The organism is Lacrimispora amygdalina, from assembly GCF_900205965.1.
GTDB lineage: Bacteria > Bacillota > Clostridia > Lachnospirales > Lachnospiraceae > Lacrimispora > Lacrimispora amygdalina_A.
Genome location: NZ_OAOF01000013.1, coordinates 128,802 through 149,241 on the forward strand (window position 1 = coordinate 128,802; position 20,440 = coordinate 149,241).

Consider the following 20,440-nt stretch of genomic DNA (forward strand, 5'->3'; position numbering starts at 1 on the left):
TATGTTAATTATCCGTTTCTTTTCTGTCCCGATACAGCTGGAACCGCTCCACAAGCTGTTCTAAATATGCTGCCTGACTGGAAAGCTCCTCACTGGCGGCCGCACTTTCTTCTGCAGTAGCAGAATTGGTATGGACAACTGCCGCAATCTGATTCACTCTTCCGGATACGCTTTCAACCGACTCTGCCTGTTGTTCCGATGCACGTGTAATCTGATTGACCGTATCAACCACCTGATCCATGGTTTCCCTTACCACATTGAGAGAGTGGGATGTCTGTTCTGCTATACTCATTCCTTTTTCCACTGTGTTAACAGAATTTTCTATTAAAACAGCCGTATTCTTACTGGCCTCCGCGCTCTTGCTAGCCAGGCTTCTTACCTCATCTGCAACTACCGCAAATCCCTTTCCGGCTTCGCCTGCCCGGGCCGCCTCCACTGCAGCATTCAGCGCTAAAATATTAGTCTGGAATGCAATATCCTCGATTGCTTTCATGATCTTTCCAATCTCCTGGGATGACTGGCTGATTTCCTTCATGGCATCGTTCATGGATACCATATGGCGGTTGCTTTCCAGAACCTCTGCCTGTGCCTGTTCCGTTAGAGAATTGGCTTTCTTTGCATGATCTGCATTATCCCTGATCTGTTCAGAAATATGGGAAATAGCCTCTGTAAGATCCTCTAATGCAGTTGCCTGCTCCGTAGCCCCCTGTGACAGCATCTGGGCAGCATCGGAAACCTGATCGGAGCTGACATCTACCTGTGCACTGGCTTCATGAATGTCTCCAAGTGTATTATTGAAACTTTTTAAAATCGTAACGAAAGAACTCTTAATCTCTGAAAACTCTCCCAGAAAATCGGTGATCTGATCTCTCGGAACAGTTAAATCCCCTTTAGACAGACGCAACAGTACCGTCGATATTTCAGAAATATAGGCATCCAGTGTTTTCATGGTGAAACGAAGGCTTTCTGCCAGACCTCCAAGCTCATCTCCCGACTGGTATGTAATATAGCGGACAGCTTTTAAATCACCTTTTGCCATCTCCTTTGCTGCCAGATCAAGTTCCATTAATGGTTTTAAGATGGATTTGGAAAAGAGAACGGCAATAATTGCGCATAAAATAATAGTTAATGCCATAACTACAATTCCTGCAAATAAAAACCAGTCACTGGATTGATTGGCTGATGCAACAAATCCCTGTGCATCCTTTGCCACAAGATCTCCCAGATTCATGGACTGGTTTTTAACTTCCTCAAACTTTGGTTCATACGCACTTTTAACAAGATTCCTGGCTTCGTCCAGTTTTCCATTGGAAGTCAGGCTGAGCACGTTATCTCTGATCTGAGACGTCTCTGAAATACCTGCCTGAATCTTCGCCAGAATATCTTTTTCTTCCTGAGTTTTTAACTTCTGATTCAGATCAGCCACCGCTTTTTCAATGTTCTGGCTGTCCTGGTCCATGACCGATCTGGCTTCTTCTGTAGCCGCACTTAAGTCCGCCTTCTTTTCACTGGTCAGCCGGTAAAGGGCCATCTGGCTGTCTAAAAGCCCACGGCGGATTTCCCATGTACTCTGTGCGGCAGAATATGGCTTGTCATATAAATCCTGCGCATTTCCTGCAATTTTTTTCATACCTGTCAAAAGACCTGCAAAGGCAACAATACCAAAAACAATAATGATGCCAAAAGCAGCAAAAACTTTTGACCTTATCTTTAGATTTCTAAACACAACAACTCCTCCATCATCTGTTTCCCCTGTTTTCTACAGGATTTCTATTGATTACTATAGCACCATTCAAATATACCGTCAACTGCAGCTCCACCAATAATTCGACAGAAATCTACTATTTTTTTACAAAAAAAGACACCCGGATAAGCAGGCTCTGCTTTTACGGGTATCTCGTTTCTATTATTGTTTTCCTAGTGGAGCTCATACTTATGCTTGGTACGCAGTCTGGCCAGAGATCTGGCTAAAGATGACTCAAAATGAGAATGCTCCTGGATGCTCTTGCTTTGTCTTAACTGCTCCTCTGCTCTCTCCCTGGCCTCTTCGGCACGCCGTTCGTCAATGTCCTCAGGAAGTTCTGCAGTGTCCACCAGCAGAGTCACACGGTTGTTGATGATCTGGACAAATCCATTACCAACTACAGCGTGGATCCACTCTCCATCCTCATCCAGAAGTCTCATCTCTCCAATGGCAACTGCAATTACCATATCTTCATGATGAGGCAGGACTGCCTTTTCCCCATCTTCCAGAGGAATAATCAGCTTCTGGCAGAGTCCTTTATAAAAAACCTTATCACTGGCAAGCACCTGAAGGAAAAAAGTATTTGTACTCACTGACAGCACCTCCAAGTCAAGCCTATAATGTTTTGGCCTTTTCTATTACTTCATCAATAGTTCCAACATTAAAGAACGCAGCTTCCGGGTACTGGTCCATCTCACCGTTCACAATTGCCTTAAATCCACGGACTGTTTCCTTTAAAGGAACATACTTTCCAGGGATTCCGGTAAAGTTCTCTGCAACGGAGAATGGCTGGGATAAGAATTTCTGTATCTTTCTTGCCCGATAAACAGTAATCTTATCATCATCACCCAGTTCCTCCATACCAAGAATCGCAATAATATCCTGCAGTTCCTTGTACTTCTGGAGAAGCTCCTGAACTTTTCGTGCTACTTCATAATGTTCATCCCCTACTACATCCGGCTCCAGAATACGGGAGTTTGATTCCAGCGGATCAACAGCCGGATAAATACCCTGTTCCACAATCTTTCTGGATAAAACCGTAGTGGCATCCAGATGTGCAAACGTAGTTGCCGGAGCAGGATCAGTAAGGTCATCGGCAGGCACGTAAACTGCCTGTACAGAGGTAACTGAACCATTTCTAGTTGATGTGATTCTCTCCTGCAGTTCTCCCATCTCAGTCGCTAAAGTCGGCTGATATCCAACTGCGGAAGGCATACGTCCAAGAAGGGCAGAAACCTCAGAACCTGCCTGTGTAAAACGGAAGATATTATCAATGAATAAAAGCACATTTTTATGCTCTTCATCACGGAAATACTCCGCCATGGTCAGTCCCGTTTCAGCCACACGCATACGTGCGCCCGGCGGCTCGTTCATCTGACCAAATACCAGTGCAGTTTTTGCAATTACACCGGATTCTCCCATCTCTGTCCATAAGTCATTTCCTTCACGGGAACGTTCCCCAACACCGGTAAAAATAGAATAACCGCCATGTTCGGTCGCTATGTTGTGAATCAACTCCTGAATTAAAACGGTCTTACCAACACCGGCACCTCCAAACAAACCAACCTTACCGCCCTTTGCATAGGGAGCAAGAAGATCAATTACCTTAATACCTGTTTCCAGAACTTCCGCAACCGGACTCTGTTCTTCAAATGGCGGAGGATCTCTGTGAATGACCCACTTGGGACCTTCTGTCAATTCTTTTCCATCATCAATAGTATCACCAAGGACATTAAATAAACGTCCCAGTGTCTGCTCACCAACAGGAACTTTAATACCCTCTCCTGTAGCGGTTACTTCCATATCCCTGCACAGACCTTCGCTGGAAGCCAGCATAATACAACGGACTGTACTGTTACCCATATGCTGGGCAACTTCCATTACGCAGCGTTTTCCATCATTATCCACCTCAAGGGCGTCTTTGATGTTGGGAAGGTCGCTGCCCTCTAAAAATTCCACATCTACTACAGGTCCTAAGACCTGAACGATTTTGCCTTTATTCATAATCTGTTACTCACAGTCGTGAGGACTCCTCCTCTCTCAATTTATGGAAAATACGATAGACCTAAGCCTTCTTCTGTTTCTTCTTCTGCGCCTTCGCTCCGCTGATTACCTCAGTAATCTCCTGGGTAATTGCCGCCTGCCGCACCCTGTTGTAGGTAATCGCCAGCTCATCAAGCATATCCTGGGCACTATTTGTCGCCGCCTGCATTGCCATCATACGGGAGTTCTGCTCACTGGAATAAGATTCCACCAGTCCTCCGTAAATGAAACCAGCAATATAATTTGGTACAATTGCATCAATTACTGCCCTGGGAGATGGCTTCATGGTGATTTCCTCCAGGTGAACATTTAAAGGAATGCTCAGTCCCGGGCGGTGTTTGGGAATAGGCAGAAGCTGCTGTATATCCGCTTCCATCTTCATCGCATTTACCATTCTGGTGTAAATCATATACACTTCATCAAGTTTCCCTGACAGAAAATAATCAACGATTTTTTCTTCTATAATTCTTGCACGGCTCATGTTGGGTTTTTGTACTGTATAACGGAAGTCCTGTTCCACAGGAATTCCTTTCTTGCGAAAATATTGCTGTCCCAGATCGCCTACAACAAACAGTGTGGGATTTCCTCCCTTGTCAATCTGTTCCTGCGCCAGTTTAAAAACGTTGTGATTATATGCACCTGCAAGACCTTTATCAGCTGTTACTACGATATATCCGATTTTACGGTCCTCTTTTTTTATCTGTGGCCGGGTATCCATATACGGGTCATCAATGTCTGGCGTATGCCTCATGATTCTGTCAATGGTTCTTTGCAGTCCGTAAAAATAAGGCTCCGTATCAGTCAGAGCCTTTCTGGCCCTTTTTAACTTTGACGAGGAAATGGTATACATCGCATTGGTTATTTTCATGGTACTTTTAATACTGTTCATCCTGCTTTGTATTTCTCTCGCATTTGCCATATCTTACACCCGTTTCTGTTTAAATTCTGCTACTCCGTCAAGGATCTTTTGTTTCAGCTCATCAGACAATACCTTCGTCTCTTCGATTTCACTGACGATCTCCGGATGAACGCTTTCAAAGAAATCAAGTAAATTCCTCTGGAATTCCTTTACCTTTGAAACCTCCACATCAAGCAGAAGACGGTTATTGGCTGTAATTAAGCTGATTACCTGAGCATGAAGGCTCAAGGGATGGCATAACGGCTGCTTTAACATCTCTGTCAAACCTCTGCCGAACTGAATCTGCTCCTTAGTTGCAGCATCAAGATCAGAACTGAACTGGGTAAATACCTCCATCTCACGGCATTGCGCCAAATCAATACGAATGCTTCCTGCTGCTTTCTTCATTGCCTTTGTCTGAGCCGCTCCGCCTACACGGGATACGGAGAGGCCGACGTTTACTGCAGGTCTCATACCGGAGAAGAAAAGGTCACTCTCCAAAAAGATCTGTCCGTCTGTAATGGAAATAACATTAGTTGGAATATAGGCAGATACATCTCCAGCCTGTGTTTCAATGATGGGAAGAGCAGTTATGGATCCGCCTCCCAGTTCTTCCTTTAAACGGCTGGACCTCTCCAGCAGTCTGGAATGGAGATAGAAAACGTCACCTGGGTATGCCTCACGTCCCGGAGAACGTTCAAGAAGCAGAGATAAGGCACGGTATGCCACCGCGTGCTTGGAAAGATCATCGTATACAATCAGTACATCTTTACCTTTATACATGAAATACTCGGCAAGAGCAGTTCCTGAATAAGGTGAAATATACTGAAGCGGAGCGGGCTCACTGGCTGTGGAAGATACAATAATGGTATATTCCATAGCACCGTAATGAGTCAGCGTATTTACAAGTTTGGCAACCGTAGATGCTTTTTGTCCAATCGCTACATAGACACAAACCACATCTTTTCCTTTCTGGTTTAAGATCGCATCGATTGCAATGGATGTTTTACCTGTCTGGCGGTCACCAATAATTAACTCTCTTTGTCCCCGTCCAATTGGGAACATGGAATCAATGGCAAGAATACCTGTCTCAAGAGGAACCGATACACTCTTTCTGTCAATGATACCAGGTGCTTCATGTTCAATGGAGCGGTAATCATCAGAACTGATATCGCCTTTTCCATCGATTGGTGCTCCCAGAGCATTCACAACTCTTCCGATAAACTGGTCACCAACCGGAATTCCGGCACGTTTTTTTGTCCTTGTAACCTTACAGCCTTCCTTTATATCGCGGTCTGAACCAAAGAGAATGCAGCCGATATCTTCTCGTCTGATATCCTGTACCATTCCTTTAACACCGTTTTCAAATATAACAATTTCACCGTACATTGCATGGTCGATTCCGTATATTGTTGCAATGCCGTCTCCTACGCTTAAGACAGTACCAACTTCCTGGTCTCTGGCATGAGCGTCATAATCCTTAATTTCACTTCTCAATATAGAAATAATTTCATCTGAATTGATGGAAGCCACGTTTTTCACCTCCGCATTATATTTTGTTCTAATTGTCTCAGACGTCCCTTTAAACTCCAGTCAGTCTCCACATCTCCGACACGGAGGATGAAGCCACCGATTAAACCGGGGTCTTCGATCAGGCGGAGTCTTACTTCCTTTTTCTCATATTTCCTGCAAAGCATGGCTTTGATCTCACGCATCTGCTCTTCATCCGGTTTTGTTACATAGGTTAGGGATGCTTCCAGTATTCCAGCCTCTTTGCATACCAGAGAACGCCACGCTTCAAATATATCTTCTGCAAGCTCCATATCACGGCGGTCTACCAATACCTTTAAAAAGACTCTGACCGGTTCATCAAATACCCGGTCAATAACCCGGTGTTTGCTTGTTTTTGGTATTACAGGGCTGTTTAAGACACGTTTCAGCTCCGGCACCGTTTTCAGTGCCAGAGCCGTATCTTCTATCACCTTCTCGGGAAGGGAAAGCTCATACAGCACCTGCCCGTAATTAATTGCTGCCTGCTTCATGGGAATCACCTGCTTCTGCTAAAAATGAATCATAAAGCGCCTGATTTGCTTTCGCGTCAGCTTCCTGACCAACTACCTTTGCTGCTGCTGCAATTACCAGACCTGCGATCTGTGATTTTGCTTCACGCATTGCTTTTTCCTGGTCAGCCTCCGCTCTCTTCTGAGCCTCGCTCATAACACGTCCCGCTTCTTCTTGCGCATCCTTTAAGATCCTGTCATACTGGGCTTTTGCCTGAATTCTCGCCTCTTCAATCAGCTTCGCTCCCTCTTCATTAGATGCAGCAATTTTCTCTTCATACTGCTTTTTCATAACAGAGGCCTGCCCTTCAGAAGCTTTCGCATTGCTGATGCTCTGTTCAATCATTGCCTGACGTTTATTTATTACATTCATAACCGGCTGAATCAGGAAATGCCTAAGCAGAAAATACAGGACGATGAGATTCACGATATTCCACACAAAGTTCATATCCAGTCTAAGCATCTGTATCGCCTGCCTTTCTTTTATTTTTTTCCGAATATATCCTGGTACTTTATTATTTAAGGAATAAAATGATAAGAATGGCTACAACGAAACCATAGATGGCAGTTGCCTCTGCCAGGGCGCAGCCAAGTAACAGCATCTTGCTGATCTTGCCTTCTGCTTCCGGCTGTCTTGCGATTGCGTCTGTTGCCTTTGATGTTGCGATTCCTATACCGATACCTGCTCCTAAACCTGTAAATACTGCGATTCCTGCTCCAATTGCTGCAAACATAATTATTTCTCCTTTTTTCTTAATTAATTTTATTCCAGTGCTTCTTTCATAAAAAGACTTGTTAAAAATACAAATACATATGCCTGAATCAACCCGTCAAATATGTCAAAATACATGGTAAACGGAATTGGTAAGATAGGCCCGACCACACTCTTAATCAGCTCCATGACTACAAACGATCCCAGAATATTGCCAAATAATCGCATACACAACGACAGTGGCCTGATAAATAGTTCGAGAATGTTCATGGGGGTTAAAAGTGCCATGGGTTCAGCAAAGCCTTTTATGAATTCTTTGCCGCCTTTTTTGTGAAACCCCGAATATTCAATCAGCACAATGCTCATAAATGCAAGTGCTGCGGTGACATTTAAATCCTTGGTTGGAGGCTTAAAGCCAATGATGCCGATTAAGTTCGCCACACCAATATAAATAGCCACAGAAATCAAATAGGGAATATAGCGTTTCCCTTCCTTACCCATCAGATCCTCAAAAAAACCATAAAGTCCGCCGATTGTCATCTCAAGCACCTGCTGCTTCTTTCCAGGATTCTCAACCTGAAGATTTCTCACCAGGATGATGGAAAGGAATGTCAGTGCCGCCATGATAATCCATGTCACCACTACGGATTCAGCGATTGGAATGCCGCCGAATATCGGAATGGTAAAGACCGTTTCGCAGTTCAGTTCCTCTAATAACTTCTCTGCCAGCTCCTCCGTAATGCTCACTTCCTTTCTTAGAGACTGTTTTTTTCTCCTTAATACTTCCCGATTAACGACATTGTACGTATAAATATACAATATTGCTCAGGTATATCGTGTATCATACTTTCATCTGCAAAAATTGTCAACTTTTTATCCAATTCATAACATCTTGTTAATGCATATAATTGTTTGAACATTTGGAACAATTTTCACCACCTTAAATCTGAATTTTTTATTAACTTTTTAACCTAAAAAGTAAACATTTTGTAAAGTTACCCTCTTATGTAGAATTTTTCTAGGCTATATGTAGAATTTTTTTCTAATATTTTGTGAAAAATGCCATGTATTTTTTATTGATTTTTTAATTCACCGTCATAAGTAACGAATGAATATCTAAATAAAGCAGATATGATGGGTAAAAAATCAATTACTTTCACATGGCATCGATGTGCAACTATCAAAACACACAAATGCTCCCATACATTTATATATAATTTTAAATCTATCTCTTCCTATTAAAATGATATATAAACTGGTAGATTACGGTAAAATGATCTTAAGCATTCCAGACTTTATAATAAGTATTACATATTCTTTACCGGAATATGCTTGTATTCTTTTCATTTTTCCGATACGATTATTCCATCACAATGTGAACGGAATGAGGAGCATTGTTATGGACGACAAATATCATCAATTAGACAGAGTTTTAGAGGGCCGCCATTTAATCCCGGTTTTTCAGCCTATCGTATCACTGGTGGATGGAAAAACCTATGGTTTTGAAGCGCTGACCCGAATATCGGAAAAAGAACTTGATATGAATATTGAGGAGATGTTTCAGACTGCATTTAAGCATAATAAGTCCTGGGAGTTAGAAACCCTGTGCAGAGTAAAGGCATTGGAACACTCCGTATATATGGAACGTGGCAAAAAGCTGTTTCTCAATGTGAACTGCAATATCATTTATGATACTGCCTTCCGGGAGGGTTTCACTAAATCATTTCTGCAAAAATATGGTTTAAATTCAAATGATATCATCTTTGAAATAACAGAACGCGTCTCTATATTAGATACCCATGCATTTACTGCTGCAGTTGAGCATTACCAAAAGCAGAATTACGGAATCGCCATTGATGATGTGGGGGCCGGTTACTCCGGTCTTAATGTTATTGCAAACGCCAGACCGGATTTAATAAAGCTTGACATGAACATGATCCGGAATGTGCAAAAAGATGAAACGAAACGGATGCTCATTAAGGCACTTTCTGATTTTGGTAAAAATGCAGAAATACTTGTGATTGCCGAAGGAATTGAAACAAAAGAGGAATTAGAAACACTGATCAGTCTTGGTGTTGGTTATGGGCAGGGTTACTTTCTGGGCTATCCAGACCCGGATTTTAAGGATATTTCAAAGGAAAAAGCAGACTTAATCAAGAGTTATCAGGCCAGAAGCTATATTAGAATGAACAAAACCTCTATCTATCCCATGGCTGGATATTTATCAAGGTCAGGACATACCTTTTTTCCTGATGAAAAAGCACTTCAAATATACGAAACACTTCAAAACAATCCTTCTATCACGGAATTTACAGTTACGGAAGAAGGCGCTGCCATTGGCTTTATGACAAGAACCGCTCTGGTTGAAAAATTCGGCGGCAGATACGGGTTTAGCCTTAACTCAAAAAAGAGTATACAGCAGCTGACCAGCAAGAATTTTCTCAGTGTGAATTACGATATGCCCATCAACCAGGTCTCCAAGCTTGCCATGCAACGGCAATATGAACAGCTCTACAACCCGATAGTCGTGGAAAGGGAAGGGAAATACTGGGGCATCGTAACAATCAAAGACCTTCTTGAAGCCTGTACAAAGGCAGAAGTGGATACCGCTATGCATTCCAATCCGCTGACAGGCCTGCCCGGCAACCTTTTAATCGATCAGGAAATACTATACCGGGTTCTCGGCAATGCTCCCTACTGTATCATATATTTTGATATTGATAACTTCAAATCTTATAATGATGCTTACAGTTTTCAGTCCGGAGATATGATGCTTATGCTGCTTGCCGATATTCTGAAAAAGACAGCTGTAAAAAGCGAGTTTATCGGACATATCGGCGGGGATGATTTTATCGTAATCTGTGACTACCATGAGGCAGAGAATTTCTGCAGGGAAGTCATTGATCAGTTTACAAACCGCGTCACTTCCCTATATCACAAAGAGGATATAGAACGAGGATATATTGTATCTAAAAACAGGCGGGGACTAACAGAAGAATTCCCCATTGCAAGCCTCTCTGTTGCAGGAATATCCAACCGCACGAAATCTTATCATAATATGGATTCCTTCTCCGCAGACATTGCTGAATTAAAAAAGAAATGCAAGCGGCAGACCGGCAGCTATTATGAAATTTATTAAACTTACAGTGATATTCGCTTCAAGTATATACATAGTCTTATCAACTTCAGAATTACTTAATTCGCGGAAACGTGATAACAAATCCATTCATATCGAAGAGCAGTTGACACATACACTATTTTAGTGTTTATAATTATATCCAAAGAATTTTAAACTAAAGCAAATAGTAAAAAAGTTTACACGAATAGGGAATTGTATGGTTATGGTGAAGATTCTTATTTTATAAAAGACAATCAAGAAGCATTGCAAAATGAGTTTATAAGCAAAGGTGCTAAAATTATTCGTCCGCTCAATATGACAGATTATAATAATATGGAATTTTGTTAGAAGACATTGATGGACCTTGGATTGCCTTTGGAATGAAGCAAAAATAACACTTATAGAACTACGGGGTGGAGAAGAAACCCGGCTGACAAGTGAAGTCTGCACGATTAAATCCGAAGATAAATTTACGCAGTCCTTTTTAATCGCAACTGTTGACACGCCAGTACTTTAGGTATAAAATAGAGATACAAAGGGATTATGTATTTCAATTGTTGCACAAACGAAAACCCAGGGATGGCAGTCCCTGGGTTTTCTTATGCTCGCTGTTATTTCTCCTTTCAGTCGAGCCATTTGCAAACCAAATGAGTCACTACGCCTGCTATGACCGAAAGCATAAGGGTTAATATGTATTCCAACTGTTGCACCCCCATCCTGCTGCGCAGTTTGGGATATAACAGCACTTTACATTATATTTCGTTTTTTTATTTCGTCTACAATTTTCACAAAGAGGGGGGCTCTGTTTTCGAGAACTCCCCTCTTTTGTACCTCAATTTTCCTTCCTGGTTGCCTGGAGCTGCTCCGATCAGAAATTGAGTTGAGATACATTTTATCTGTTTTTTATCCGATCTTTGATTCTGATGATTCCCCCTGACTTTTATCAAAAAATGAAAGTGACCAAAATTATTGGTTTGATTTTAAGCAAAAGAAATTCCTACATAGCATTGATACGTTTTATTATTCAGTGAAATTTGTAAATTCTTCACCGCTGATTCTTTGGATATGGAAGTCATGGAGTTCCGAAAATATTTTGATGCTGTGAACCAGAAGCTTTCCAAGAATGTAAACGTTGATTTTCTGCGTCTTGAGTTCGGCTCCGGATTCTTCCTGAACCTAAAACCATATAGCTTTGCAAAGATGTATAACGTCTTTTTGGAGTATCCTGAATGGTTGGGTATTTTTATAGCTCCTGTCGTTCCAAAATCTTCCGATTCATCGGTATCAGTTACCTGTGAATTAGTAGTACAGATCAGAAGTTATATGCTTTGGATATATGGGGTCAATGAATCATTCGAACGTTCTTATGAATATGTCCAGGCATTAGCAGAGCATTTCGGCTTACAGATCGCCTATGCGCAGGAAAATCGAATTGATTATTGCTGGCATAGCAACTACCTAAGTAATCCAGAACACTTCTTTTCCCTTGAAAACTTTTACAAAATGCGTGTAGATCGGTTTAACGATGCTGTCACCCATACAGAGAAGAAAGGCAGTCAGGATTATGAAATTGATTATGTTGCCCTGGGAAAGAGAACGGATAAAGTCTTTGTTAGAATCTATATGAAAAGCAAAGAAGTTGTTGAAATGGGTTATAAAGGCTGGTTCTTTTACTTCTGGTTGTTCAACGGCCTAATTAACCGCTATGATCTACACGTTTATGAGGAATGTTATAAGCGTCGGAGCTGGCAGTACCTTAATATGGCCCGTGCTTCCTTTTACCTGGAACATGGCTCTGATGAAAATGCAAAGTCAGTCTGCCGCAGGCTCTTGTCCGGGGAGCAGACCATGGAGGAAGATACCTTACAAAAATTTGTTGACGGTCTAACTCCAAAAGTAAACCTGATTATGAATGTAGAGTATCAGACACGCCGCCGTCATTCAAAATCTTATGTACTGCTTCCGCTTCGGGATAACAAGTCAAAGTTAACCGCTAAAAGGATTTATGATCACCTGGACAATCGGAAACTGATTATGGATTACTTGACTAACTATGTATTTCGTATGGTAGAACCGGAAGGGGATATGAATAAATCTCGCCGTGAAATGTGCGGCTTCTGGAAGTCTCTGCGTAGTTGTAAACTGGTTGATGCACACATACCCCCGATGCAGCTTAAGCTGGTACGGGAATATAGCCGCCATCTCAATGCTGATCTGGTGAAAAGACGGGCGATCAATAGTATTGTAACGTTAGGATTTTATAATAAGGGTATGAATGAAGATGATATCATGCAAGATGTTGTAGATGCACTTTGTACGTTAAATGATAATGATGTTGAGAAGGCTTTACGGTATAAAACAAAAAAGGCCAGCAGCTCAACTCCGATGAACTGCCGGGCAGCCTTACATATACTGCAAGGTCTGAACTCACGATCATAGATAAAACGACTGGTGAAGTCTATAGTCATAATAGCATGAGCAAAAATGAATTTCAAGGAGATTTTACGAATGAATAAGATAACAGTTAAAAAGGCATTTGAAAAGTTTATGGGGTTAAAAGAATCTTATTGTGATAATAGTACCTGTAAATATTATGAACAGAACTTAAGTTTTTTCTTTGAGTTTTTGGAATCAGAGTTTAAAAAACCGATTGACCGTATTCCGGTGGATAGCCTGGCTCCTGATATCGTACAAAGCTATATAAAACATCTTAGATTCAAACCCAAATATGAAAAGCATCCGTTTAAGATTGGAGAGGAAAAGAAAGGAAATCTGAAAAATTCCACCATCAGAATTTATACCAGAGCTGTTAAAGTGTTCTTTAACTATATTCGTGATGATCTGGACTGTGAGGTTACATTTAAAAGACCCCGGCTCCCAACCAACGATTCCCGGATACAACTCCCTTTATACAGTCATGAGGTTCAGGCACTTGATCAGGTATTCTTAAACTCAACTCTGAAGCTATTAACTATAATGTATTGAAGCAGCTCTTTTTCAGAATAAGGAAATGGACAGGTGTTGAAAGGCTGCATCCGCATTTATTAAGACATACATTTGCTGTCTCTTATCTGGTTGGCGGTGGAAACCTGGAATTTCTTCGTGATATGCTTGGTCATAGTGATTACACGACTACCAGGGATTATGTGAAAATGGCAAACCAGTATCGTATGATGGATGCAGATGTATATAAACTTGATGATATTTTCTTCCGACAGATAAAATAAAAGTATCTCAATCAACCTTCCCGATCAGCCGGAGCTTCTCTGTCCGGGAACTTGGTTGAGATACAAATTAGGAGGGAACTAATGTTTAAAATATCAAAAATAGTGTTACCAATTATAAGTCTAAACGTTTATATAATAGAGGGCAATAAATAACCTCAAAATAAAATGAAAAAAGAAATAGGGAACTTTATTGTTATGCTTCATTAGTCTTAGGTTATTGATAGGAGAGGGGGACTAGTTTAGCTAATATGTACCAAGCTGGTTATCTGATGGCAACTCGGTTAGTGTTGATTTTTAATTTGTTAGTATACGGAACTCTATTTACCATATACTATTAATCAAAAGAAAGAGGTGATTCCCTTGGATTAATTAGATTTAAGCTAATTTCTTACAAGCGCTTAGATACTAAATATACGTTGTAGCAGTTAAAGGAGGATTTACTATATGAAATTAAAGAACAAATTTCAAAGAGGTATCGCACTAATTTTATCTTTAATAATGATTTTGAGCTGTTCAGTAATGAACGTAATTGCAGCTCCAAGTGGTGAATATAATATTTCTATTAATGACAATATCGTCACAGAGAACGCAGTAATTTATATTGATGGGCAGACAGTTCAGTTAACCAGAGTAACCCAACCCGGCGGTAAAACTTTAGTTACAACGACTTCGGGAAGTGATAGCTATACAAATTATGGTACTATTAATTATCAGGAATTGTTAAAAAGGATTGAAAGCGAAAAGAATGCTTCGAGTTCTCCAAATATGCTGATGCGTGCAGATACTGCACATAGTTCGAATTGTTACCATACTGTGATAGCCGAAAATTCTGTGACAGTGACAAGAGCAGAGGGGGCAACATCAGCTGCTGCAATAGCAGGAATACTTGCGTCTGCATTTACTGCAAATCCAGTAATCATTGCAAAAGTTGCAAAAGCAGCTTATGATAAGATAAGAAAAAGCGATATTGGCTATGAAGAAGTAACGGAACAGGTAAACGAAGTTTACTTTAAGGCTGATAATACATATTATACCCATTGCTATCACGATACTATTAAATGCTATGATGCTTTTGGACATTATGTGAGTTCTTACACTCAAAGGCATCAGGCGGTTGGTGGCTGATGTTTCCATTAAAAGCAGGAGGGACTTTAGGTGAAAATTAAAAAATATATTTTTATAGTTTTAATTATTATAAGTATTATATTAAGTTGCCAGATCCTGCCAATTGCTGATTTGAAATCTCTTTTACCTACAGATATTTATTTAAAGTATATTTGGAGCGAACGTATTTCTATGTTGGCATATAATATTTTATTATTAGTTATTATAGCTCAGGATATATTTCGAGAACAGGCCAAATATTCAACTCCAAAGAAAATAGCAATAATTTTGGCATTTTTTGCTGTAGATATTATTTTATTTTGGCTGTAAAATGCGAGCAGGAATCCGTGAATTACTATCATGGATTCCTGCTTTATACATGTAGATTATTAATTATATGAATATAAACAAGAAATTTGCTACGAAAACTACATCCTCCGCTGTCATTTTTACACAAAGGAAAAGCACCGTCCCCAACGCTCTCTGTCGTCAAAAACAGTACTTTTTTACTGCGCCTTCAGGGACTCGAACCCTGGACAAATAGATTAAGAGGAATATGGGTGATATGTATCTCGTTTATAAAGCTGCAGCCAATGATCAGAGCGGGATTTGAGATACAAGAAAGATTGACAGGCGACACAACAGGATATAAAATATAAACATCCTTTCCGTTGTACGGGTTGGGTGTGACAGCAGAGAAAGTCCAGGGTTTCCGCCCTGGATTTTCTTGTTTTATTGTATCTCAATTTTCTTCCTGGATCCTGGCAGCTGCGAAAGTTTTGAGATACATTTTTTTCTTGACTTTTATACTCAGATGAAATATGATAATAGTAGCCAAAGAAATTTAGAAGCTGTTTAGGTTACACAAAAGCGAAACCCCGGAGAGGGCCAATCTCCGGGGTTTCTTTTAGGTTAGCTGTTTTTGTTTTTCCGATCTAACCATTTGCATATGTAGTAGCCCACTACTCGTGCCATAATCGGAATTAAAAAATTTAGAAGCTGCTCCAAGGTTACACCTCCTTTCTGCTGCCGCAGATTGGAGTACAAAAACAGCTCTTTCATTATATTTCCTTTTTTGTGTTTCGTCTACAAAATTTTCTAAAAGACAGGAAATATGGATAAAATTCGGCTATAATAGTACCGTTTATTATACGATCAAATCTGTTTATTACTATCATTCAAAGTAAAAAATCCCTCATAAGTTGCATTACAAGCTTCTGCAATTTGATGTAAGTCATTTTCTGATAAATTATCTCTATTTATTTTGGCTGTTATATTTTGTGGTGTTGTTTCTAATTTTTCGGCCAGATCGCCGATCGTCATATCTCTTGCTGCAAGAATCATTTTTATTTTTGTTGCCATTCTCATTTTTATCACCTCCATCACAATTATAAATACAAATTTTTATAAATACAACAAAATGATTGCAAATTTAAACATTAATTTCAACATTATGTATTGACTTTTCTCCTTTGATGTGTAATATATAAATATATATGTTTATTTTTCCAATATTTAAGTTTATTTTAAAAACATGTTTTAATTTATAGGAGGTAATAAAAATGTACGATGAAAATTATCAAAGTCGACTTAATCTTCAACAAGTTTGTAGCTTTTTTTTGAATGGCATGTCTAATAAAGATTTTGAAGAAGGAACGCCAGAAGAAAGAAGTAAAAAAAATACAGAAAATCTTTATCAATGTTTAGAATCTATTAGAAAAAGAATATTGTATGCTAATGAAGCCGTTTTAGAAGATAAAAAAGAAAGTAAAATTAAAACGGAAGAGATGTTTGTAAATGTAATTATGAACAGCGAAGAAAGTCAAGAATTAAGCTATGAAATGGGTTTTCGTGCTGGTTTTATATTTGCTAGTGATGTTTATGGTCATTGACAATTTATTAAAAGAGAGGGGGGCTCTGTTTTTTAGGAGCTCCCCTTCTTCTGTATCTCATTTTTCCTTCCTGGTTGCCCGGAGCTGCTCCGATCAGGAATTGAGTTGAGATACAAATTATCTGTTTTTTATCCAATCTTTGATTCTGATGATTTCCCCTGACTTTTGTCTAAATCTAATGATGGTTCTGATTGTTTCACTTTTAATGTTCGTTTAATTGATTCTTGGTCAATAAAATCTGCTTTACGGTATGCTTGAATTATATTATGTTCTTCTACTGTGAATCCATCTGATACTTCTTTCCCTAAAACCAGCCAATCTAACGATACATGTAGATATTCGGCTACTTTTACAAGTTTATCACACTGGGGAGATCTTTCATCCCATCTCCTAATTGTTCCATTTCCTATGCCCAATTCTCTTTCTAAAGCCTTAATGCTTGAACCATCTTGTTTAAGTTTAACTTGTATTCTATCTACTATTCCCATAGTATATCCTTTCAGATAAAATTAGGCACAATGCTACTTTTGTGATTGACAAGTAGATTTTAATCTACTATAATAAAAAATGTAAGGCGTGATACCTTTTCACCCCTCACTGAAACGGCCATATTATCATCTTCACAGATGTCTAATATGGAGCTCCAATGCAGGAGCACCAAAAATTTAAAATAAAACGTCGCAGTCTTATTCTAACATTTTTGGCCGCTCCTGTAAACATAGTAACTTATTAATGATGTGTTTGCGGTAGGCTCTTATACCAGCCGCGGATAGGAGGTCAAATGAGTTATAAGCTCAATCTAAACAAATCAAAGATGTACGCACTTATGAGTGCAGTCAACACCGATCTTCCGCAGTTACACAAATGTGACTTTAGTCATCATCGTACCTGCTACTGGATGTCATATCAGCATCCGGTTACTGGCGACGATATCCATGTTACTGTTACACTCGTCTTGGGTGACACGATCATCTGTTTCCGAAACGAATCAAAAGGCACCGATTACCTGATTAAACATTTCAGCATTCAGTACTTAATGAACCATGGAATGCTTCGGGAGGTGTCCGCATGAGTGTTCCAAAAAGTGTAAGAGTTCCGGAAGAAATTTATGATTACATCAACAGTTATTCCGGGGAAGGCTTCAACCAGAAGTTTGTTAATATTATCCGGGATGCCAGAGATACCGAACCAGAAAGAAATGAAACGCTTGATCGACTTAACAAGCAAATTTCCCAACGGGAGAAGTATCTTAAGGATACCGCGAAACGGTTAGATGAATTAGCATCTGAATTAAGATCATTATCCTTTGACATAACGTATATCCGGAGTAATCATATCATTTAAATCTGTATCTCAAAACCGCTTAATTCACCAGGCTGCAGCTGCGGTAATTGAGATACACAGAAAGGGGGGATTTATCAATGGAACGTTACTCGGAGGAAATGAAACTTTGGTTATTTGATTTAGCCCATGGAAATTTAAATGATGAAATGATATTAAAGGGGTTTATCAAGCACTATGTTCTACATAACCTTGTAATTGATAATATTGTCGATGATATTCATTTCCATACATTCTATGGAACGGATGGTATTATACGGGCAAAGGAAAGTATTCTAAGGGTCTTAAACAATACAATTTGAATTAGAATGAAACCCGGGCCGGGTTTTGGTTTAAACCTGGCCCAAACTAATGACCAGGCGACACACCTCCCCCTAGCCGCCAGGCCAGGCTCCCGGCGCAGGCGCAGCCAATGCGCTGGGAGTTACAACAGCTTACGCAAGCCAGTACTTCAACTTTCACCAGGTTGACACAATCTCCCCTTTTTTCCTTGATTACCGCCCCGCCTGGCTCTGTATCGGGTATCCGGTACGGCAGCTTGGCAATTTGGGGGCATCGCCGGGGGGCCCAAATTGCTCGGCCAATACCTAACTATCAGGCTTTGGCCCGGTTACTCTCCCGGATTTGAAACTTTGCAGTATATCAATATGTCATATTAATTGCGGATCGCCTTTTAAGGCTGTCTAAGACGAAAGGAAGGTATATTTTTATGAAAATGCAGATTATTTTACTTTATGCTGGTCAGTACGATATGACCGATGATTCAGGAAAACGTGTTCAAGGTACCTCTGTTAATTATTACTTTAATACGGATTTGGTGGCTGAGGATAATGTGAACGGCACCAAAGGAACTCGCCCGGCAAAATCCTCTTGTGATTTTCAGGTAATGGGAAAAATCAAAAGGGCTCCTGCTCTTTATGATGCAGAATTTAGCATGTCAATTGGTAGTGATGGAAAGCCAGTCCTTAAGATCATTGATCTTGACTATATTTCCGACGTACAGATCACTCCGGTTCCTGACAGTCAATTTAATGCAAAACAGGAACCTGATCAGAAGCCTGATAAGAAGGTGAGCTGATGATTCTTTCTACATCATCGGAAGCTGATTTTGATACAGAGATCGAGGAAGCCTACACCCTTGAAGATGGGGAAGAAACCGTTTCCGCTGTTTCCCCAGACCATGATTTTGCAATTGTTCTTCTATTGTTCTTAGGTGTTCTGATTGGTGTTTGTCTGATAAGCAGGAGGCCCTGGCATGATTGAAACATACATAGCGGTATGTTCCGGTGGTATTTGTATCGGAATCATATTAAAACTGATTGTTGAACTGATTTTCTATGTAATTAGCTCCCTACTGGGGTTAATGATAAAATCTTAAAGGAGGATATTTTATGACTAACAAAATTCAGGAAAATGCGCGCAGGATTGGACTTGTTGCTCTCCCGGTTGTAGTATCAATGGCTACTGCCGTTCCAGCTTATGCTGCGGAAGGTGATGTTGATATCACCGGAATCATGACAACTGCATTTACTGGTGTGAAAAATGACATGCTAGCTACGATTGCGGTTGCACTCCCCATTGCTTTAGCTGTTGTGGGTGCGGTAATGGCGACCAGATTTGGAATTAAATTTTTCCGGCAGATCGCAAAATAAGGACCAATGTCACGGCAGATCAGGAAGGGCACGCCCTGCCCTTCCTTTTTTGTACAAATTTTTATTGTATCTCACTTCCTTTTCCGATCGCAGCAGCTCCGGTTCTCTTTTGGGAAAATTTGAGATACTAGAAAGGAGCTTTTATGTGTAAGATAAAACGGTTTTTCTGTTTAAGCCTTGCTGTTTTCCTACTGGTCTTTACTCCTGCTACTGATTATCTTGGTGCCAGGTATGTCTATGGCTCCGGTGTTTTAACTGCTGTTGATTATGTATGGACGATCTTAATGTCCGCTGTTGGTGTTGACGTTTCCACGAAGAATCTAGGTTCCGTTATTTCTGATATTGGTGACTTTGTGAAAGTAGATACCAGATACCTTACTGCTTATAAAGCTATGGCTGAATTCTCTTACGGGTCTGTTGTTAAATTGGGACAGGAAAGCATTGATATGGTCAAGGACTATTTTAAGACCAAAAGCGGTTATGGAACCAATACCGGAATCAGTAAACTACAGATTGGGGCTAATAATTCTTTTGAAAACTCCTACTCTTACAATATGGGAGTTGACTTAGCAAAGTTTAACCCTGCTTTGTCGGCAGATGATTTCTATTTTTCCTATGACCATTCAAGCGACACTGTGATTCGCCATAC

25 protein-coding genes and 1 pseudogene are annotated in these 20,440 nt (G+C 40.2%); 15 read left to right on the forward strand and 11 right to left on the reverse strand.

Going from position 1 to position 20,440, the window contains the following annotated elements:
• Positions 1 to 4 precede the first annotated feature (4 nt).
• From CRO04_RS17200 to CRO04_RS17240, 9 genes are all read right to left on the reverse strand, one after another.
• Positions 5 to 1,726 (reverse strand): methyl-accepting chemotaxis protein, encoded by a 1,722-nt coding sequence (locus CRO04_RS17200; RefSeq protein WP_097005471.1) that lies wholly within the window; start codon positions 1,724 to 1,726, stop codon positions 5 to 7.
• Between the two features lie 191 nt (positions 1,727 to 1,917).
• The gene (gene atpC / locus CRO04_RS17205; RefSeq protein WP_097005472.1) at positions 1,918 to 2,337 is read right to left on the reverse strand and encodes an ATP synthase F1 subunit epsilon; all 420 of its coding nucleotides are present in this window, start codon (positions 2,335 to 2,337) and stop codon (positions 1,918 to 1,920) included.
• A gap of 22 nt (positions 2,338 to 2,359) precedes the next feature.
• Complete coding sequence (atpD, locus tag CRO04_RS17210) at positions 2,360 to 3,748, reverse strand: F0F1 ATP synthase subunit beta (protein ID WP_097005473.1); 1,389 nt, start codon at positions 3,746 to 3,748, stop codon at positions 2,360 to 2,362.
• A gap of 61 nt (positions 3,749 to 3,809) precedes the next feature.
• Positions 3,810 to 4,706 (reverse strand): ATP synthase F1 subunit gamma, encoded by an 897-nt coding sequence (gene atpG, locus CRO04_RS17215; RefSeq protein ID WP_097005474.1) that lies wholly within the window; start codon positions 4,704 to 4,706, stop codon positions 3,810 to 3,812.
• 3 nt (positions 4,707 to 4,709) lie between these two features.
• On the reverse strand, positions 4,710 to 6,218 hold the full coding sequence (atpA, locus tag CRO04_RS17220; RefSeq protein ID WP_097005475.1) for a F0F1 ATP synthase subunit alpha: 1,509 nt from the start codon (positions 6,216 to 6,218) through the stop codon (positions 4,710 to 4,712).
• 5 nt (positions 6,219 to 6,223) lie between these two features.
• Complete coding sequence (atpH, locus tag CRO04_RS17225; RefSeq protein WP_097005476.1) at positions 6,224 to 6,727, reverse strand: ATP synthase F1 subunit delta; 504 nt, start codon at positions 6,725 to 6,727, stop codon at positions 6,224 to 6,226.
• Positions 6,708 to 7,208: a F0F1 ATP synthase subunit B gene (atpF, locus tag CRO04_RS17230; RefSeq protein ID WP_097005477.1), complete on the reverse strand. Its 501-nt coding sequence runs from the start codon at positions 7,206 to 7,208 to the stop codon at positions 6,708 to 6,710. Before atpF ends, atpH begins: the two co-directional genes overlap by 20 nt.
• A 52-nt stretch (positions 7,209 to 7,260) precedes the next feature.
• Positions 7,261 to 7,479, reverse strand: coding sequence for an ATP synthase F0 subunit C (atpE, locus tag CRO04_RS17235; protein WP_097005478.1), 219 nt, complete (start codon positions 7,477 to 7,479; stop codon positions 7,261 to 7,263).
• A 29-nt stretch (positions 7,480 to 7,508) separates the two neighbouring features.
• Positions 7,509 to 8,204 (reverse strand): F0F1 ATP synthase subunit A, encoded by a 696-nt coding sequence (locus CRO04_RS17240; RefSeq protein WP_097005479.1) that lies wholly within the window; start codon positions 8,202 to 8,204, stop codon positions 7,509 to 7,511.
• Between the two features lie 652 nt (positions 8,205 to 8,856).
• Between CRO04_RS17240 and CRO04_RS17245 the strand changes: the two genes are divergently transcribed.
• The 6 genes and pseudogenes from CRO04_RS17245 (at position 8,857) to CRO04_RS17275 (ending at position 15,236) form a co-directional block, all read left to right on the forward strand.
• Positions 8,857 to 10,596, forward strand: a complete 1,740-nt coding sequence (locus tag CRO04_RS17245; RefSeq protein ID WP_166432599.1) for a GGDEF domain-containing protein — start codon at positions 8,857 to 8,859, stop codon at positions 10,594 to 10,596.
• Between the two features lie 1,053 nt (positions 10,597 to 11,649).
• Positions 11,650 to 13,014, forward strand: coding sequence for a hypothetical protein (locus tag CRO04_RS17255; RefSeq protein WP_097005481.1), 1,365 nt, complete (start codon positions 11,650 to 11,652; stop codon positions 13,012 to 13,014).
• A 69-nt stretch (positions 13,015 to 13,083) separates the two neighbouring features.
• Positions 13,084 to 13,560 carry a phage integrase SAM-like domain-containing protein gene (locus CRO04_RS17260; protein WP_097005482.1) on the forward strand — a complete coding sequence of 159 codons (477 nt, stop codon included), beginning with the start codon at positions 13,084 to 13,086 and terminating at the stop codon, positions 13,558 to 13,560.
• Positions 13,557 to 13,673: pseudogene (locus tag CRO04_RS27495) on the forward strand (hypothetical protein); the annotation flags it as partial. The gene CRO04_RS17260 and the pseudogene CRO04_RS27495, both read left to right, overlap by 4 nt.
• Positions 13,674 to 14,246: 573 nt before the next feature.
• A complete protein-coding gene (locus tag CRO04_RS17270; protein ID WP_097005484.1) occupies positions 14,247 to 14,927 on the forward strand; it encodes a hypothetical protein in 681 nt (226 codons plus the stop codon).
• Between the two features lie 30 nt (positions 14,928 to 14,957).
• On the forward strand, positions 14,958 to 15,236 hold the full coding sequence (locus tag CRO04_RS17275) for a hypothetical protein (RefSeq protein ID WP_097005485.1): 279 nt from the start codon (positions 14,958 to 14,960) through the stop codon (positions 15,234 to 15,236).
• Positions 15,237 to 16,061: 825 nt separating this feature from the next.
• Here the strand turns inward: CRO04_RS17275 and CRO04_RS17280 are convergent.
• Positions 16,062 to 16,274, reverse strand: a complete 213-nt coding sequence (locus tag CRO04_RS17280; protein ID WP_097005486.1) for a helix-turn-helix transcriptional regulator — start codon at positions 16,272 to 16,274, stop codon at positions 16,062 to 16,064.
• 194 nt (positions 16,275 to 16,468) lie between these two features.
• Between CRO04_RS17280 and CRO04_RS17285 the strand changes: the two genes are divergently transcribed.
• Positions 16,469 to 16,798, forward strand: coding sequence for a hypothetical protein (locus CRO04_RS17285; protein ID WP_097005487.1), 330 nt, complete (start codon positions 16,469 to 16,471; stop codon positions 16,796 to 16,798).
• A gap of 128 nt (positions 16,799 to 16,926) precedes the next feature.
• Here CRO04_RS17285 and CRO04_RS17290 read toward each other — a convergent pair whose 3' ends face one another.
• Positions 16,927 to 17,286, reverse strand: a complete 360-nt coding sequence (locus tag CRO04_RS17290) for a helix-turn-helix domain-containing protein (RefSeq protein WP_097005488.1) — start codon at positions 17,284 to 17,286, stop codon at positions 16,927 to 16,929.
• A 293-nt stretch (positions 17,287 to 17,579) separates the two neighbouring features.
• Here CRO04_RS17290 and CRO04_RS17295 point away from each other — a divergent pair, with 293 nt between their 5' ends.
• The 8 genes from CRO04_RS17295 to CRO04_RS17325 form a co-directional block, all read left to right on the forward strand.
• The gene (locus CRO04_RS17295) at positions 17,580 to 17,870 is read left to right on the forward strand and encodes a hypothetical protein (RefSeq protein ID WP_097005489.1); all 291 of its coding nucleotides are present in this window, start codon (positions 17,580 to 17,582) and stop codon (positions 17,868 to 17,870) included.
• Positions 17,867 to 18,142: a hypothetical protein gene (locus CRO04_RS17300; protein WP_097005490.1), complete on the forward strand. Its 276-nt coding sequence runs from the start codon at positions 17,867 to 17,869 to the stop codon at positions 18,140 to 18,142. The genes CRO04_RS17295 and CRO04_RS17300 overlap by 4 nt, the downstream gene beginning before the upstream one ends.
• A gap of 77 nt (positions 18,143 to 18,219) precedes the next feature.
• Positions 18,220 to 18,441 (forward strand): hypothetical protein, encoded by a 222-nt coding sequence (locus CRO04_RS17305; protein ID WP_097005491.1) that lies wholly within the window; start codon positions 18,220 to 18,222, stop codon positions 18,439 to 18,441.
• Positions 18,442 to 18,848: 407 nt separating this feature from the next.
• The gene (locus CRO04_RS17310) at positions 18,849 to 19,217 is read left to right on the forward strand and encodes a hypothetical protein (RefSeq protein ID WP_097004890.1); all 369 of its coding nucleotides are present in this window, start codon (positions 18,849 to 18,851) and stop codon (positions 19,215 to 19,217) included.
• Complete coding sequence (locus CRO04_RS17315; RefSeq protein ID WP_097005492.1) at positions 19,217 to 19,402, forward strand: hypothetical protein; 186 nt, start codon at positions 19,217 to 19,219, stop codon at positions 19,400 to 19,402. The genes CRO04_RS17310 and CRO04_RS17315 overlap by 1 nt, the downstream gene beginning before the upstream one ends.
• Positions 19,395 to 19,517: a hypothetical protein gene (locus CRO04_RS27060; RefSeq protein ID WP_278321370.1), complete on the forward strand. Its 123-nt coding sequence runs from the start codon at positions 19,395 to 19,397 to the stop codon at positions 19,515 to 19,517. Before CRO04_RS17315 ends, CRO04_RS27060 begins: the two co-directional genes overlap by 8 nt.
• Before the next feature lie 13 nt (positions 19,518 to 19,530).
• Positions 19,531 to 19,791, forward strand: coding sequence for a hypothetical protein (locus tag CRO04_RS17320; protein ID WP_097005493.1), 261 nt, complete (start codon positions 19,531 to 19,533; stop codon positions 19,789 to 19,791).
• Between the two features lie 143 nt (positions 19,792 to 19,934).
• The coding region (locus tag CRO04_RS17325) for a hypothetical protein (protein WP_141401004.1) at positions 19,935 to 20,440 on the forward strand (506 nt) is incomplete at its 3' end.